The sequence below is a fragment of the Trebonia sp. genome (assembly GCF_030042015.1).
Lineage (GTDB): Bacteria > Actinomycetota > Actinomycetes > Streptosporangiales > Streptosporangiaceae > Trebonia.
In genome coordinates this window covers 1-14,845 of sequence record NZ_JASIAL010000314.1, presented here as the reverse complement: position 1 = coordinate 14,845, position 14,845 = coordinate 1, and the positions used below count along the sequence as shown (strand labels likewise).

At 70.1% G+C, this 14,845-nt stretch carries 17 protein-coding genes; all 17 read right to left on the bottom strand.

What is annotated here, in order from left to right; all coding sequences use genetic code 11:
- Nucleotides 1–434 (bottom strand): DUF2550 family protein (locus tag Q1N79_RS16925; RefSeq protein WP_300610043.1); only part of this gene is annotated, 434 nt, incomplete at its 3' end.
- A gap of 12 nt (nt 435–446) precedes the next feature.
- Entirely contained in the window at nt 447–857 is a 411-nt protein-coding gene (locus Q1N79_RS16920) for a F0F1 ATP synthase subunit epsilon (protein WP_300610042.1), read from the bottom strand.
- Nucleotides 854–2,308: a F0F1 ATP synthase subunit beta gene (gene atpD, locus Q1N79_RS16915; RefSeq protein WP_300610041.1), complete on the bottom strand. Its 1,455-nt coding sequence runs from the start codon at nt 2,306–2,308 to the stop codon at nt 854–856. Before atpD ends, Q1N79_RS16920 begins: the two co-directional genes overlap by 4 nt.
- A gap of 6 nt (nt 2,309–2,314) precedes the next feature.
- Nucleotides 2,315–3,226: a F0F1 ATP synthase subunit gamma gene (locus Q1N79_RS16910; protein ID WP_300610040.1), complete on the bottom strand. Its 912-nt coding sequence runs from the start codon at nt 3,224–3,226 to the stop codon at nt 2,315–2,317.
- A gap of 5 nt (nt 3,227–3,231) precedes the next feature.
- Entirely contained in the window at nt 3,232–4,896 is a 1,665-nt protein-coding gene (atpA, locus tag Q1N79_RS16905; protein ID WP_300610039.1) for a F0F1 ATP synthase subunit alpha, read from the bottom strand.
- A 48-nt stretch (nt 4,897–4,944) separates the two neighbouring features.
- On the bottom strand, nt 4,945–5,754 hold the full coding sequence (locus tag Q1N79_RS16900; RefSeq protein WP_300610038.1) for a F0F1 ATP synthase subunit delta: 810 nt from the start codon (nt 5,752–5,754) through the stop codon (nt 4,945–4,947).
- The gene (locus Q1N79_RS16895; protein WP_300610037.1) at nt 5,754–6,308 is read right to left on the bottom strand and encodes a F0F1 ATP synthase subunit B; all 555 of its coding nucleotides are present in this window, start codon (nt 6,306–6,308) and stop codon (nt 5,754–5,756) included. Before Q1N79_RS16895 ends, Q1N79_RS16900 begins: the two co-directional genes overlap by 1 nt.
- A gap of 26 nt (nt 6,309–6,334) precedes the next feature.
- Nucleotides 6,335–6,583 (bottom strand): ATP synthase F0 subunit C, encoded by a 249-nt coding sequence (gene atpE, locus Q1N79_RS16890; RefSeq protein WP_300610036.1) that lies wholly within the window; start codon nt 6,581–6,583, stop codon nt 6,335–6,337.
- Nucleotides 6,584–6,659: 76 nt separating this feature from the next.
- Entirely contained in the window at nt 6,660–7,457 is a 798-nt protein-coding gene (gene atpB, locus Q1N79_RS16885; RefSeq protein ID WP_300610035.1) for a F0F1 ATP synthase subunit A, read from the bottom strand.
- A gap of 94 nt (nt 7,458–7,551) precedes the next feature.
- Nucleotides 7,552–7,884, bottom strand: a complete 333-nt coding sequence (locus tag Q1N79_RS16880) for a hypothetical protein (protein WP_300610034.1) — start codon at nt 7,882–7,884, stop codon at nt 7,552–7,554.
- Nucleotides 7,885–7,896: 12 nt separating this feature from the next.
- The gene (locus tag Q1N79_RS16875) at nt 7,897–8,301 is read right to left on the bottom strand and encodes a hypothetical protein (protein WP_300610033.1); all 405 of its coding nucleotides are present in this window, start codon (nt 8,299–8,301) and stop codon (nt 7,897–7,899) included.
- A 502-nt stretch (nt 8,302–8,803) separates the two neighbouring features.
- On the bottom strand, nt 8,804–10,189 hold the full coding sequence (locus tag Q1N79_RS16870; RefSeq protein ID WP_300610032.1) for a glycosyltransferase family 4 protein: 1,386 nt from the start codon (nt 10,187–10,189) through the stop codon (nt 8,804–8,806).
- 12 nt (nt 10,190–10,201) lie between these two features.
- Nucleotides 10,202–10,924 carry an L-threonylcarbamoyladenylate synthase gene (locus Q1N79_RS16865; protein WP_300610031.1) on the bottom strand — a complete coding sequence of 241 codons (723 nt, stop codon included), beginning with the start codon at nt 10,922–10,924 and terminating at the stop codon, nt 10,202–10,204.
- A gap of 30 nt (nt 10,925–10,954) precedes the next feature.
- Nucleotides 10,955–11,851, bottom strand: coding sequence for a peptide chain release factor N(5)-glutamine methyltransferase (prmC, locus tag Q1N79_RS16860; protein WP_300610030.1), 897 nt, complete (start codon nt 11,849–11,851; stop codon nt 10,955–10,957).
- Nucleotides 11,832–12,914: a peptide chain release factor 1 gene (gene prfA / locus Q1N79_RS16855; protein ID WP_300610029.1), complete on the bottom strand. Its 1,083-nt coding sequence runs from the start codon at nt 12,912–12,914 to the stop codon at nt 11,832–11,834. Before prfA ends, prmC begins: the two co-directional genes overlap by 20 nt.
- 208 nt (nt 12,915–13,122) lie before the next feature.
- Nucleotides 13,123–13,356: a 50S ribosomal protein L31 gene (gene rpmE, locus Q1N79_RS16850; protein WP_300610028.1), complete on the bottom strand. Its 234-nt coding sequence runs from the start codon at nt 13,354–13,356 to the stop codon at nt 13,123–13,125.
- A gap of 154 nt (nt 13,357–13,510) precedes the next feature.
- Nucleotides 13,511–14,845 (bottom strand): transcription termination factor Rho (rho, locus tag Q1N79_RS16845; protein ID WP_300610027.1); only part of this gene is annotated, 1,335 nt, incomplete at its 5' end.

The window sequence follows — 14,845 nt, the reverse complement described above, 5'->3', positions numbered from 1 at the left end:
GTCAGCGCCTGCTCGGTCATCGCGAGCTCCACGTGGTCGCCGGGCGTTTCCTTCCGGCGGGCGCGCCGGTCGGCGTAGTCGCCGGGCGGCCGGGTGCAGACCTCGACGACGGTGTGCTCCGGGCCGAGCACGGTCGCCTCGGACGCCAGCGACGGACGGCGGGAGAGCACCGTGAGCTGGCGGCGGTGAAAGACCCGCTCGGGGCGGAGCAGCACGCCGAGGGCGCCATACCAGCACAGTTCGTCGCCCTGGTAGGACGCGACACCGAGGCGCCAGGCGCCCCGCCCCGCCGGGTGGCGCAGGCCGCACTCGACGGTCCCGCCGCCCCGCTCGAGCAGGTACCGCCGGACCGCCAGGGCGCTGGCCGCGAGCAGGATGAGCACGAGGAAGACGGCGAACAGCCAGAGTGCGTCGAGTGCCAGCGCCCCGCCCACCCCCGCTCCGCGTCAGGCCTGTTCGCCGACGGCCCGCAGCCGGGCCCGCGCGTACCTGACCTCGGTCGACTCATCGGCGGCGGCCTGCGAGCCGGCCTCCGCCGTCGCCGCGTCGAGATCGGCGCGCGCGGCGGTGACGTCCACGTCGCCGGCGAGCTGGCCCACGGAGGCGAGGATCGACACCCGGTTGTCCGTCACGGACAGGAACCCGTCCCGCACCGCGGCCCGCACCACGTCGCCCGGGTTGTCGTCCCCTGGCACCTCGCGGATGCGCACCAGGCTGCCCGGGGAGAGGATGCCGAACACGGGGGAGTGCCCGGTCTGGACGCCGATGTCGCCGTCCAGGGTCTTCGCGATGACCAGGCCGGCCTCGCCGGACCACAGCTTGCGGTCCGGCATCAGCAGCTCCACGTGCAGCGTCACGGGCGCTCCAGCTCCTTGGCCTTCTTCTCCAGGTCCTCGATGCCGCCGCACATGAAGAACGCCTGCTCGGGCACGGTGTCGTACTTGCCTTCCGCGATCGCGTTGAACGAGGAGATCGTCTCCTCGATCGGCACGAAGGCGCCGGCCTGGCCGGTGAACTGCTCGGCGACGTACATCGGCTGGGACAGGAACCGCTCGATGCGCCGCGCGCGCTGCACGATGATCTGGTCTTCCGGCGACAGCTCGTCGATGCCCAGGATCGCGATGATGTCCTGCAGCTCCTTGTACCGCTGCAGGATCTCCTGGACGGTGCGGGCGACGTCGTAGTGCTCCTGCCCGATGTACCTGGGATCGAGGATCCGCGAGGTGGAGTCCAGCGGGTCCACCGCCGGGTAGATCCCCTTCTCCGTGATCGCCCTGGACAGCACCGTGGTGGCGTCGAGGTGCGCGAAGACCGTGTGCGGCGCCGGGTCGGTGATGTCGTCGGCGGGCACGTAGATCGCCTGCATGCTCGTGATCGAGTGACCGCGGGTCGAGGTGATCCGCTCCTGCAGCTGGCCCATCTCGTCGGCCAGGGTCGGCTGGTAACCCACGGCGGACGGCATCCGGCCGAGCAGCGTGGACACCTCCGAGCCCGCCTGGGTGAACCGGAAGATGTTGTCGATGAACAGCAGCACGTCCTGCTTTTGCACGTCGCGGAAGTACTCGGCCATCGTGAGCGCGGACAGGGCGACCCGCAGCCGGGTGCCCGGCGGCTCGTCCATCTGGCCGAACACCAGTGTGGTGTCCTCGATCACGCCGGACTCGGTCATCTCAAGGAACAGGTCGTTGCCCTCACGGGTCCGCTCGCCCACGCCTGCGAAGCAGGAGACGCCGCCGAAGTTCTTCGCCACCCGGCGGATCATCTCCTGGATCAGCACGGTCTTGCCGACGCCGGCGCCGCCGAACAGGCCGATCTTGCCGCCGCGCACGTACGGCGTGAGCAGGTCGAGAACCTTGATGCCGGTGACGAACATCTCCGTCTTCGGCTCGAGCTCGTCAAGCGGCGGCGCGGGCCGGTGGATCGGCCACCGCTCGGTCACGTGCAGGGTCGACGTCGGCACGTCCAGCGTCTCGCCGAGCGCGTTGAACACGTGCCCCTTGGTCACGTCCCCCACCGGCACCTCAATGGGGGCGCCGGTCGAGCTCACCGGGGCGCCGCGGACCAGCCCGTCGGTCGGCTGCAGCGAGATCGCGCGGACCGTGTCGTCGCCGATGTGCTGCTCGACCTCGAGGGTCAGCGTGCGCGTGACGTCGCCAAGCGTCACGTCCACGTGCAGCGCGTAGTAGATTTCCGGCATCTGGTCCGCCGGAAACTCCACGTCGACGACCGGGCCGATGACCCGGGCGACGCGGCCGGTTCCGGCTGCGGTGGCCCCGTTCTCCGCGGGGCTGGTTTCGGTCGCGGTCATGGTCTGTTACTCACTCCCTGCGTTCGCCTCAGCGAGCGCGTTCGCACCGCCGACGATTTCGCTGATTTCCTGGGTGATCTCGGCCTGCCTGGCGTTGTTCGCCTCCCGGGTGAGCCGGTCTAGCAAGTCGTTCGCGTTGTCCGTTGCTGCCTTCATCGCGCGCCGCCGCGCCGCCAGCTCGGAGGCCGCCGCCTCCAGCATGGCGTAGTAGATCCGGCTGGCCACGTACTGCGGCAGCAGCGCGTCAAGCACCACGTCCGTGGACGGCTCGAACTCGTACGAGGGCAGCGGCCCGCCCGGCCGCGCGCCGGGCTTGTCCTCGATCTCCATCGGCAGCAGCCGCCGGACCGACGGGCGCTGGGTCAGCATCGAGACAAACTCGGTCGAGACGAGGTAGATCTCGTCGACGCCGCCCTCGGCCGTGGGCGTCTCGAATGCCTCGAGCACCGCCGCGGCCACCGCCTCGGCGTCGGCGTAGGCCGGCTGGGCGGAAAAGCCGCTCCACTCCCTCGCGGTGGCCAGCTCGCGGAAGCGGTGCCACGCGATGCCCTTGCGGCCGGCCACGTAGCTGGTGGTCGTGATCCGGTTCTCGTTGTTGCGCTCGCGGAGCCTTGCCGCCTCGCGCAGCACGTTGGCGTTGTACGCGCCGCAGAAGCCGCTGTCGCTGGTGAGGATCAGCATCGCCGCGCGCGAGAAGGTCTCCGGCTCGGTGATCATCGGGTGGCTGACCGACGACGACCGGCTCACCACCGCTTCCACCGCCTGGGTGAGCTCGCGCGCGTACGGCTCGGCGGCGCGCATCCGCTGCTGCGCCCGCACGATCCGCGACGACGCGATCAGCTCCTGGGCGCGGGTGATCTTGCCGATCGACTTGACCGCCCTGATCCGCGCCCGGACCGCGCGAAGCTGTGCTCCCATGGCCGCTACTCGCTCGTCGTCGCGGCTGGCTGCTCGTACCTGGGGACCGACTCCTGGCCGTGCTCGTGCTCGCCGAGGGCGGACACCGGGGGCTCGGGCTCGTCGCTGGTGAGCAGCTGCCCGCCGGTCACCTCGAAGGCCCGGCGGAACTGGCCGACCGCGTCCTGCAGCGCGGTCACCGTGTCGTCGGACAGGTCCCTGGTCTCCCTGATCGCGGCGAGGGCGCCGCCGTGCTCGCGGCGCAGGTAGTCAAGGAACTCGGACTCGAACCGGCGGACATCCTCCAAGGGGACGTCGTCGAGCTGGCCCGTGGTGCCCGCCCAGATCGAGACGACCTCCTCCTCGACGGGGAACGGCGCGTACTGCGACTGCTTGAGCAGCTCGACGAGCCGCGCGCCGCGCTCGAGCTGCGCCCGGGAAGCGGCATCCAGGTCCGACGCGAAGGCCGCGAACGCCTCCAGGTCACGGTACTGGGACAGCGAGAGCCGCAGGGTTCCCGCGACCTTCTTCATCGCCCTGATCTGCGCGGCGCCACCGACCCGGGACACCGACTGGCCGACGTTGATGGCGGGGCGGACACCTGAGTTGAACAGGTCGGTCTCCAGGAAGATCTGCCCGTCGGTGATCGAGATCACGTTCGTGGGGATGTAAGCCGAGATGTCGTTGGCCTTGGTCTCGACGATCGGCAGGCCGGTCAGCGAGCCGCCGCCCATCTCGTCGGACAGCTTCGCGCACCGCTCAAGCAGCCGGGAGTGCAGGTAGAAGACGTCGCCCGGGTAGGCCTCGCGGCCGGGCGGGCGGCGCAGCAGCAGGGAGATGGCCCGGTAGGCGTCCGCCTGCTTGGACAGGTCGTCGAAGACGATCAGCGCGTGCTTGCCCGCGTACATCCAGTACTGGCCGATCGCGCTTCCCGTGTAGGGGGCGATGTACTTGTAGCCCGCGGGGTCCGCGGCGGGCGCGGCCACGATCGTCGTGTACTTCATCGCCCCGGCGTCCTGGAGCGACTGCCTGACCGCGGCGATCGTCGAGCCCTTCTGGCCGACCGCGACGTAGATGCAGCGCACCTGGCGGACCGGGTCGCCGGACTCCCAGTTGTCCTTCTGGTTGATGATCGCGTCGATCGCGATCGCGGTCTTGCCGGTCTGCCGGTCGCCGATGATCAGCTGCCGCTGGCCCCGGCCGATCGCGGTCATCGCGTCGATCGCCTTGATCCCGGTCTGCAGCGGCTCCTTAACCGGCTGCCGCTGCACCACCGACGGTGCCTGCACCTCGAGCGGGCGCAGCACGGTGCCGGTGATGTCGCCGAGGCCGTCAAGCGGCTCGCCGAGCGGGCCGACCATGCGGCCGAGGAACGCGTCACCGACCGGGACGGACAGCACCTCGCCGGTACGGCGCACCCGCTGCCCCTCCTCGATGCCGGCGAACTCGCCGAGGATGACGACACCGATCTCGCGCACGTCCAGGTTCAGCGCGATGCCGCGGACCCCGTTCTCGAACTCAAGAAGCTCGTTCGCCATGGCCGAGGGCAGCCCCTCGACCCGGGCGATGCCGTCGCCGCACTCGACGACCGTGCCGACCTCTTCAAGCGCGACACCCGCTGGCTCGTAGTCTTCGACGAACCGCGCCAGCGCGTCGCGGATCTCATCCGGCCGGATTGTCAGCTCCGCCATCTTCCCCATTCCGTTCGTTAATGCCTCGGCCGGCTCATGCCGGCCGAGTCAGCCCGCGAGCCTGCGCCGGACCGCGGCCAGGCGGCTGGCCGCGGTCCCGTCCATTAGCTCATCCCCGATCTGGACGGACATGCCACCTATGACCGCCGGATCGTGCACGACATTGATGTGTACTCCCTGGCCGTAGGCTGCGGCGAGGGTCGCCGCCAGCCTCCTGCGCTGCGCCGCGGTGAGCTCGGCGGCGACGTGCACCACCGCGATGAGCTGCTCCCGCCGCCGAGCCGCGATGAGCGCGCAAAGGTCGAGCGCCGCCTGCGGCGACCGGCCGCGCGGGTGGGTCAGCACCTGCGTGATGAGGCTCAGCGACGGCGAGCTGACCTTGCCCCCGAGCAGGTCCGCCAGCAGGGACTGCTTGGCGCCCGCGCCCGCGGGCCCGGTCAGTGCCGTCCGCAGGCCAGGCTGACCGGATACGACCCGGCCGAACCTGAACAGGTCGTCCTCTAGGTCATCCAGCGTACCGCCGAGCTGCGCGGACAGCGTGAGCGCCTCGATCGCCAGCTGCTCGATCGCGTCGGCCATGTCGCCCGGGCTCGCCCAGCGGGCCGCCGCGGCCGCCGCGACCACGTCCTCGGTCCCCGCCGACACCCTGCCGTGCAGCAGCCGCCGCGCCACCGCGTCCTTCTCGTGGGACGGCTTGGTGGGGTCGGCGAGCGCCCGCCGCAGCCCGTGCTCGGCGTCGAGCAGCCGGACGACGGCGAACAGCTCGTCGCCCGTCAGCTCGGCGATGACGGCGCTCGTCACGGCGGCGTCCAGGTGCTCCCTGAGCTCGCCGTACGAGGCCCTGCTGGCGCCGCGCATTACCGCCTGGCCCCCGCTCGCACGCGGGCGCCCTGCTGCTCAAGATCGGCGAGGAAGCGGTCGACCATCCGGCTCTGCCGCGCCGTGTCGGCGAGCGACTCACCGACGATGCGGCTGGCCAGCTCGGTGGCGAGGCTGCCGACTTCAGCGCGCAGCGAGGCAAGCGCCTGCTGCCGTTCGGCCTCGATCTGGGCCTGCGCCGCCTCGGTGATCCGCCGCGCCTCCGCTTCGGCGCGCTCGCGCATCTCGGCGATGATCTGCGCGCCCTGCTCCCTGGCCTCCTCGCGCATCCGCGCGGCCTCGTGCCTGGCGTCGTCGAGCTGCGCGCGGTACTGCTGCAGCACCCGTTCCGCCTCGGCCTGGGCCTCGTCGGCCCGGTTGATGCCGCCCTCGATCGCGTCATGACGCTCCTCGAGCGTCTTCATGATCCGCGGCAGTCCGATCTTGGCGAGGAAGCCGAACACCAAGAAGAAGAGGATCGTGCCGACGACGAACTCGGGCCACGAGGGGAGCAGCGGGTTGTACGACGCCACGGCGTCGGCGAGGTGCGTCATCGTGCGCTCACTTCCTTGACGGCGCGTCAGTACTTGAAGATGAACGGCGCCACGAGGCCGATCAGGGCGAGCGCCTCGGTGAGCGAGAAGCCGATCCACATGTACAGGGAGATGCGGCCGGTGGCCTCCGGCTGCCTGGCCATGGCCTCGATCGCGTGGCCGAACACCAGGCCGATGCCGATGCCGGGGCCGATCGCGGCCAGACCGTAGCCGACGGCGCCGATGTTGATGCTCAGCGTCTGTGTGGCGGCGAGAGTAGCGGCGATTGCTGACATTTACTCATTCCTTTACGTTGCGGCCCCGGTGGGCCCTTTGACGGGAAACTCGTGGTCGGTTGGGAACTCGGGCGGGCTAGTGAGCTGGCTCCACGGAGGACGCGATGTACGTGGCGGTCAGCGTGGTGAAGATAAACGCCTGAAGCAGCGTGACCAGGGTCTCGAGCACGAAGACGAAGATCGCGAGCGCGAAGGACCCCGCGGCGTACAGCAGGCCGACGGACAGGCTCAGCAGGTACCACGTCGCGAGCGTGAAGATCGTCAGCAGCAGGTGGCCGGCGAACATGTTCCCGAACAGCCGGACGCCAAGCGTGAACGGCTGGAAGATGAAGAACCTGAGCAGTTCGACTGGCACCAGGATGATGTAGATCGGCCACGGCACGCCCGGCGGGATCATGTTCCTGATGTAACCCCAGGCACCCTGGTGCCTGAAGCCCAGGTACAGGTAGACGAAATAGACGGTGAACACCATCGGCCACACGAAGCCGATCCGGGACGTGACGGGGAACTGGAAGACCGGGATCAGCTCCATCACGTTCATGATGTAGATGAAGAAGAACAGCGACACAAGGAACGGCAGGTAGGAGTCCCCCTTCCTGCCAAGCGACGGCCGCAGGATCTGGTCCCGCACGGCCAGGATGGCCATCTCGCCGAGGCTCTGCATCCGCCCCGGGATCAGCTTGGGCTTGCGGAACGCCAGCCAGAAGAACACGATCACCACGAGTGCCGCGACGATCGCGAGCAGCATCGGCTTGGTGAAGCTGAACTGGCCGACCGTGAAGAACGGCGTCCAGATGAAGTCCTGCAGGCCCGGGGCGGGGAAGCCGCATCCGCTGAAGATGTGGCAGTCGGCTGCCGCGACGACACCAGTCACCGGCTTGTCTCCTCTCGGGGAATTCCCCTCCGGTGGCTCGCGCGCCGGCTTGCCGCGCTCATCCCCGTCTCCATGTCTGTGTCCGCGTCCCCGCTCACGGCATGCCCGTCGTCCGCGTCGTGCCGGACGTGCGCGGCGTTGCCGCCGTGCCGGACGTTGCCTGCGCGCCCGGCGTTGCCTGCGCGCCCGATCTGCCGTACCGCCAGATGATCCAGCCGACCGAGATCGCGAGCCCGACCAGCATGCCGATCGGGAACAGCATCGACACGTGCACCGCGCGCCCGATGAGCCAGCCGATGCCCCCGTACGCGGCCATGCCGCTGAGCATGTAGCTGAACACCGTCCAGCCGATGTTCAGCCCGAGGGCACGGCTTTGCGCCTCGACGCTGGAGTCCGGCCTGCTGTCCCGCCGGTCGCGCACGGTCACGCCACTCACGCCCTACCGGTCCCCGTCCGGGTCCACGTACAGGACCTTGAGCCTTATCGCGGTGACGACCTCCGCCGCGCCCCAGGCCAGGATGCAGACGAGCGCGGTGAAGCCGAGCATCCGGCCGTTGAACGCGGTGGACCTGCCGAGCAGGATCATCACGACCGCGAATCCGATGATCTTGACTACGTAGCTGATCATGGCCGCGGCCATCATGACGTGCGGGCTGATCCGCGCCGCGCGGCCGACGACGAGCACGCTGATCCCGAAGAACGCCGTGACGATCGCCACCCCGACCAGCGCGCCGAACAGTCCCTTGCCACCGCCGAGGGCGGCGCACACGGCGACCGTCACGGCGGCGACCACAGCGGTAAGCGCGGCAGCGCGCCTGACGACGCGGCCATAGATCGCCATCATCTATCGGCTCCTGAGGGATGGTTGGCATCGTTGCTCTTGCGGGTCTGTCCCAGCGGAGCTTCCCCGGATGCGGCGCGAGTCCGCGATACCACATCCGTGGCCCGGCTGTCCGGGTGGTTCACGAAAAGTATCACGTACGACTCGCTTGCCATCAGGGGAGGTGCTTGTGAAGCGTATCACAAGCTTTTTGACTCTTGCTTTACCTGATTGGAGACTTTACATGACCATGTGGTGGCGTGCGACGGACCCCTCCCCAAGTTCGGGTGCCTCTCAGCAGTGGCTATCCCCAAATTCAGGCGCGCCAGCCGCTAGTTCGCACGGCATGCGGCGGTCACGCGGCCGTGTCGCGCAGGTTACAGCACATTAAGCCCGGGTATCCAGTCGCGCACCGCGCGAGGACGGGCTGCAGCGTACGGTGACGGTCTCCCCGCGAGATCGTCACCGCTTTTTGGCGCTGGGGGCCCCGCCGCCAACCCGGGTCCGTGGCGGGCGGCCGGGTGGGTTAGTAGGGCGACTCGCCGTCCACAGGGACCGGGCCGCCAGGCAGCGGACCACCCCCACCCCCCCGCACCGGGCCGTTCGCCCGCATCGCGTCGGCCGGGCGGACCATGCCGTTCGCCGGCACCGCGCCGTTCGCCGCCGCCCCGCTCGCCGCAGCCCCGTTCGCGGGCACCGCGCCGTTCGCCGGCGCCGCGCCGTATGCGGCGGCGCGCCCAGATCCCACCGAACGGGACCGGTGCGCTGCCCCGGCCCGCTGCTTCCCGTTCGCTTCGGTGCGCCATGGCCGCAGCCGCGGCATTGTCGCGAGCAGCAGCACAACCATGGCCCCGACGGTGGCAAGGGCCAGCCAGATCACGCGGATCCTGACCTGGGACAGCCCGACCACCGTGCCGGAGAACAACGCCGCCCACAGGTACATGATCAGCACGCTCTGCCGGTGCGAGTGCCCCATGTTGAGCAGCCGGTGGTGCAGGTGCTGCCCGTCCGCCGCGAACGCGGACTTGCCCGCGAGCGTCCTGCGGATCACCGCGAGCAGCAGGTCGGCGTACGGGATCACCAGGATCGCGGCCGGCAGCAGCAGCGGGAGGACCGTCGGGAACCGGTTGACCGGCTGCAGGTGCGAGTAGTTGATGAGGATGTTCGGGTCGAGCGACGCGGTGCTCGAGATCGGGCCGTAGGCGAGCAGCAGGCCGAGCAGGTACGCGCCTGCGTCGCCCATGAAGACCCGCGCCGGATGGAAGTTGTGCGGCAGGAACCCGATGCAGACGCCGGCGAGCACGGCGGACGCGACCGCGGGCACCGACTGCGACGGGATGCCCACCGAATTGCTCAGCGTGTACGAGTAGACCAGGTAGGACAGCCCGGCGATCGCGACCACGCCGGCCGCCAGGCCGTCCAGCCCGTCGATGAAGTTCACCGCGTTGACCGTGAGGACGACGATCAGGATCGTCAGCGTGGCGCTGAGGTCGGGCTCAAGGGAGAAGATCTGGCCGCCGGGCAGCGGCACCCACGGCAGGTACACGCCGCTCCACATCAGGATGCCGCCCGCCGCGACCTGCGCGGCAAGCCTGCTGATCACCCCCATGCCGAAGCGGTCGTCGAGGGCCCCGATGAGCACGAGCAACCCGCCGGCGAGCAGCAGCCCGATGACGGTGCGAGACGACGGGAAGGCCTGCCTCAGGTAGCTGAGCCTTTCCGCGACGAGCAGGCCGACGACCAGGCCGCCGTACATCGCGACCCCGCCGAGCAGCGGAGTCGGCTTCTCGTGGACGTCCCGGCCGCGCGGCGCGTGCATCGCGCCGATCGCGATCGAGGCCCGCCGCACCAGCGGCGTCAGCAAGTACGTCACCACCGCGGCGATGATCAGGACGTACAGGTAATCGCGCATGGCGGCGCCGGGTCAGGAACCGGGTCCGGCGTCCCCGCCGGCCAGCGGATGCGGCTCCGCCGGGTTCATTCCGTCCGCCTCGGGCGGCGGGCCTGGCAGGTCGATGACCGGGACGACCTTGCGGATCCGGTCAATGCTGAGCGCCCCGGCCCGGAGCATCCGCGGCACCGTTCCGGTCAGATCGAGGATTGTCGACGGCACGCTGTCCGTGCATGGCCCGCCGTCCAGGTAAACCGAGACGGCGTCGCCGAGCTGGGACTCGGCCTCGCCGGCCGTCGTGGCCGCGGCCGAGCCGTGCCGGTTGGCGCTGCTCACCGCCATCGGCCCGGTCCGGCGGAGCAGGTCGAGCGCCACCGGATGCAGCGGCATGCGGACCGCGACCGTGCCGAGCGTGTCGCCCAGGTCCCATTTCAGCGTCGGGGTCGCCCGGAACACCAGCGTCAGCGGCCCCGGCCAGAACTCGTCGAGGAGGTCCTGGCCGAACGCGCCGAGCGACTCGGTAAGCGCCGCCGCCGCGCGCACGCTGCCGACAAGCACCGGGGGCGGCATGTTCCTGCCGCGGCCCTTGGCCGCGAGCAGGGCGGTGACGGACGACGCCGTGAACGCGTCACCGCCGATCCCGTAGACCGTGTCAGTGGGCAGCACTACCAGCCCGCCGTGCTGGACGGCGGTGACCGCCGCCGCGATTCCGGCTTCCCGCTGCTGCGCGTCCGCGCAGTCGTATCGAGCGCTCATCGGTTCCATCCTGTCATGGAATCTTATGCTCTACAGGCCCGGCCAGGTCGCCGTTACGAACCGGTCGCGGCCTGCCAGGTCCTTGTTGTCACGCGTGTCCCGCCACCCGGCTTCTTCGGCGAACACCCAGTACACCGCCGTGCCCTGCTGCGCGCCGTGTTCCACGGCGACCAGGCCGCCGGGCCGCAGCAACCACCGCGCGATCCGTTCGACCGCCCTGATCGCCACCAGGCCGTCCGAGCCGCTCCACAGCGCGGCCGGCGGGTCGTACTCCCCCACCTCGGGCGGCACCACCGAGCCCAGCGGGATGTAGGGCGGATTGGAGACCACGAGGTCGGCGGTCCCGGCAACCGCGGCCAGCTCACCCGGGCCCGCCGGAGCCTCCCCCGCCGGCTGCCCGGAGACGAAGTCCCCTGCATGCAGCAGCACGCGCCCGGCGGTGTACGAGTCGACGTACCTGGTGATGTTCCGTTCCGCCCAGCTCCGGGCCAGCGGGTCCGCCTCGACCGCGTGCACCCGCGCCCGCGGCACCTCCTGCGCGATCGACAGCGCTATCGCGCCTGACCCGGTGCCCAGGTCGACCGCGACCGGCTCGGCGACGTCCATCTCACGGAGCCGGTCGATCGCCCACCCGGTCATCACCTCGGTCTCCGGCCTGGGCACGAAGACGCCAGGCCCGACATCGAGCTCCAGGTACCGGAAGAACGCGCGCCCGGTGATGTGCTGCAACGGCTCGCGGGCAGCCCGGCGTCCCACATCCACCCAGAACCTCGCGTCGAACTCCGAGTCAGGCACCGTGTGCAGCTCGCCGCGCCCGACGTTGTGGATGTTGGCCGCGATCAGCTCGGCGTCCGCGCGCGGCGAGTCCACGCCCGCCTCCGCGAGCCGGGCGGTGGCCAGCGCGATCTCATCGAGCAGCAGGCTCACTGCGCTCCCGCTCGGCCAGCTTCGCCGCCAGGTCCGCGGCGGCGAGCGCGTCGATCACCGCGTCGAGCTCCCCGTCGATCACCTGATCCAGGTTGTAGGCCTTGTAACCGACCCGGTGGTCGGAGATCCGGTTCTCAGGGAAGTTGTAGGTGCGGATCCGCTCGGAGCGATCGACGGTGCGGACCTGGGCCTTGCGCTCCGCGGCCGCCTTCGCGTCCGCGTCGGCCTCGGCCTGGGCGAGCAGCCGGGCGCGCAGCACCCGCAGCGCCTGCTCCTTGTTCTGCAGCTGGCTCTTCTCGTTCTGGCAGGAGACCACGATGCCGGATGGCAGGTGGGTGATCCGCACCGCGGAGTCGGTGGTGTTCACCGACTGCCCGCCCGGCCCGGACGAGCGGAACACGTCGACCTTGATGTCGTTGTCGTTGATCTGCACGTCCACCGGGTCGGCTTCGGGCAGCACGAGCACGCCCGCGGCCGAGGTGTGGATCCGGCCCTGCGACTCGGTGACCGGCACTCGCTGCACCCGGTGCACGCCGCCCTCGTACTTCAGCCGCGACCACGCGCCCGTCCCGCCGCGGCCTGTCTTGACCGCGACGGTCGCGTCCTTGATGCCGCCAAGACCCGTGGGCGTGGAGTCGATGACCTCGGTCTTCCAGCCGTGGCGCTCGGCGTACCGCAGGTACATGCGGAGCAGGTCGGCGGCGAACAAGGCGGACTCCTCACCGCCCTCACCGGCCTTGACTTCGAGGATGGTGTCGCGCTCGTCGTTCGGATCCTTCGGCACGAGGAGCGTGCGCAGCCGGTCTTCGAGTTCGGCGCGACGGGCGGCGAGTTCAGCGGCCTCCGCCGCGAACGCCTGGTCCTCCGGCGCCAGCTCGAGCGCGGTCGCCTCGTCCTCGCCGGCCTGCTGCCACTCGCGGAACGCGTTGACGATCGGGGTCAGCTCCGCGTACCGCTTGGCGAGCGCCCGGGCCTGCTCCGGGTCCGCGTGCACGCCGGGATCGGCGAGGGCGCGCTCAAGCTCGGCGCGCTCGCTCGCCAGGTCCCCGAGCCTGTCGAACACAATCAAAACCCTTCTCTGTTTACCCCCGGGGGGCCTAGCCCCCCCGGTGACCCCCCAATGGGGGGACTACGCGTCCCCCCATGCCCCCCGCGGGGGGACTACCGTCCCCCATGCCCCCGCGTGGGACTGCCCGTCCCTTCGTGCCCCTGGCCCCTGACACGGCTGTAGCGCCCGTGCGCCTATTGCGGCACGGGCGCTACTGACCGGGCTACTTCTTGCCGGACTTGCCGACGACAGCGCCCTTGCCGAACCGCTTCTCAAAGCGCGCGACACGACCGCCGGTGTCCAGGATCTTCTGCTTGCCCGTGTAGAACGGGTGGCACTGCGAGCATACGTCGGTGTGGATCACGCCGTTGGGCGCGGTCGACCGCGTCACGAACGTGTTGCCGCACCCGCAGGTCACGGTCGTGACCTGGTAGGGCGGGTGAATCTCAGGCTTCATCTGGTTGGCTCCTTGCCTTAAGCGGTCGCCGGGTCGCCTTCGCCGCAACGGGCGTGCCAGCGGGTGGCGTGGCGTGAACCGGTACCGCGTAGTCGCGGCTTTCTAGTTTGCCAGACGCGCAAACCGGTTACGGCCAGCACGTATTCCCTGGCTGCTAGCGGTCTGATCCGAGGGTGGTCTTCTGCACCTGCAGGAGGAACTCGGCGTTGCTTCGCGTCTTGCGCATCTGCTCCATGAGGAGCTCAAGCGCCTGCTGCGGCTCCAGCGCGTGCAGCACGCGGCGCAGCTGCCAGATGATCTTGAGCTCTTCCGGCGCGAGCAGGATCTCTTCCTTGCGGGTGCTCGAGGCGTCCACGTCGACCGCCGGGAACAGGCGCTTGTCCGCCAGCTCGCGGCGCAGCCGCAGCTCCATGTTGCCGGTGCCCTTGAACTCCTCGAAGATCACCTCGTCGGCGCGCGAGCCGGTCTCGATCAGGGCCGTGGCCAGGATCGTGAGCGAGCCGCCGTGCTCGATGTTGCGGGCCGCGCCGAAGAACCGCTTCGGCGGGTAGAGCGCCATCGAGTCGACGCCGCCGGACATGATCCGGCCGCTGGCGGGCGCGGAGTTGTTGTACGCCCGGCCGAGCCTGGTGATCGAGTCCAGCAGCACGACCACGTCGTGGCCCATCTCGACCAGGCGCTTGGCCCGCTCGATCGCGAGCTCGGCGACCGTGGTGTGGTCGTCGGCCGGCCGGTCGAAGGTCGAGTGGATGACCTCACCCTTGACCGTGCGCTGCATGTCGGTGACCTCCTCCGGCCGCTCGTCGACGAGGACGACCATGAGGTGGCACTCGGGGCTGTTCTTGGTGATCGCGTTCGCGATCGCCTGCAGGATCATCGTCTTGCCGGCCTTGGGCGGCGACACGATCAGGCCGCGCTGGCCCTTGCCGATCGGGCACATCAGGTCGATGATCCGCGTGGTCATGTTGGTCGGCTCGGTCTCCAGCCGCAGCCGGTCCTGCGGGTACAGCGGGACCAGCTTGGAGAACTCCGGCCGGTTCTTGGCCTGCTCGGGATCCAGGCCGTTGATCTTGTCGAGGCGGACCAGCGCGTTGAACTTCTCCCGGCGCTCGCCCTCGCGCGGCTGCCGGATCGCGCCCTCGACCACGTCGCCCTTGCGCAGGCCGTAACGGCGCACCTGGGACAGCGAGACGTAGACGTCGTTGGGGCCAGGCAGGTAGCCGGTGGTGCGGACGAAACCGTAGTTGTCCAGCACGTCGAGGATGCCCGCGATCGGGATCAGGACATCGTCCTCGGTGATCACCGGCTCGGCTTCGCTGCCGCCACCGCCGCCGCGCTCGCGCCGGCGGTTGCTGGTGTTGCGGTTGCGGAACCGGTCGCGGCTGCGCCGGCTGCCCGAGCCCTCGCGGTCGTCATCTCCGCCGCCGCGGTTGTCACGGTTCCCGCCGTCGCGCCCGCCCTGGTCGCGGCCGCCCTGGTCGCGGCTGTC